The following is an 860-nucleotide window of genomic DNA, read 5'->3' as shown; positions in this document are numbered from 1 at the left end:
TTAAATTTTTGCCGTATTGTAATGGATGTTAAAGATAAAACCTGAGATCTAGCTAGCAAGTGATACAAAGAAAAGCATCATAACGGGCACAAGTAAACTCAAGATAAAACCACTAACAATAGCGACAGGGACGCAGCGGACGCCACCTGTGGTTTGAATCACAGGTAATGTAAAGTCCATCGCAGTTGCGCCCGCATAACCGATAGCTGTACAAGGGTAGCTACGGATAAAGAGTGGGATCGCGACCAGCGCTATCAACTCACGCATGAGTTCGATAAGGAAAGACGCCCCACCAAACACAGGACCAAATGCGTCGCCCATCAAAATGCCTGCTAATGAGTACCAGCCAAATCCGGAAGACATCGCTAATGCTTGATAAAGTGGTAAGTCTAAAATCACAGAAGCGATAACGCCGCCGAGCATACAAGTGGCGATAACAATGGCAGCAATCGCCATGCCTTGTTTGTTGAGCAAGATCTGTCTCAGAGTTAAACCGCTGTTTCTGAGTTGAATGCCGATGAAAAAGAGCAGAAGGAAGAGGATCCATTCGCTCGCGGTATCTACCCACTCCAGACCTATCGGCAAAATGAGACCAGCAATTAAGCCTCCACCAACGACAACAATCAGTTTTACTGATTCTAATGCCATAGAAGAAAGTGGAAGCTTGTTTTGGTTGTGATTGGTCTGCAACGGGATAATCTTATCGATTATTGGCAGAGCGAGTAAGTTACATACACTCAAGCAGACGAAAAAAGTACCAGCGTACAGCAGTATACTCTGCAAGTTGCTACTCAAGTTGTCTAAGGCAGCTAAACTTAAACCCATCAACGAAAGAATGACGTAAATAAGGTATGAAGTTG

At 44.4% G+C, this 860-nt stretch carries 1 protein-coding gene; it reads right to left on the bottom strand.

Annotated elements, in window-relative coordinates; all coding sequences use genetic code 11:
* Positions 1-48 precede the first annotated feature (48 nt).
* A partial coding sequence (locus R7Q48_RS25840) for a lysine exporter LysO family protein (protein WP_318133027.1) occupies positions 49-860 on the bottom strand: 812 nt, incomplete at its 5' end.

Source organism: Vibrio sp. 378, from assembly GCF_033339435.1.
The sequence above is the reverse complement of the archived record's forward strand: the minus strand, read 5'-3'. Positions and strand labels throughout refer to the sequence as shown.